We start from the raw sequence: 258 nt of genomic DNA, 5'->3' as shown, positions 1-258 counted from the left end.
CTCCTGCGACACTGGCCTGGGGCGAGGAAGCTGCTGCGGCGCACCCTGCTGGCAGGCGTCGCCGACCTGAACCTGTTCCATGAGGTCACCGCGCACAGGCGCCGCATGGACAAGGTGTTCATCGCCGCGATCAACGGCCTGGCCCTGGGTGGCGGCTGCGAGCTGGCGCTGGCCTGCGACCTGCGCCTGATGGCCGAGGACGACCAAGTGGAACGCTTCCTCGGCCAGCCGGAAGTACTCATCGGCCTGATACCGGGA

General features: G+C 68.6%; 1 protein-coding gene. It reads left to right on the top strand.

Annotated features, from left to right (window positions below; genetic code table 11):
• Nucleotides 1-105: 105 nt before the first annotated feature.
• The coding region (locus ACLJNW_RS26435; RefSeq protein WP_410961542.1) for an enoyl-CoA hydratase-related protein at nt 106-258 on the top strand (153 nt) is incomplete at its 3' end.

The organism is Salmonella sp. SAL4457, assembly GCF_046548235.1.
GTDB classification, from domain to species: Bacteria; Pseudomonadota; Gammaproteobacteria; order Enterobacterales; family Enterobacteriaceae; genus Salmonella; species Salmonella enterica.
This window is presented reverse-complemented; position numbering and strand designations above follow the sequence as displayed.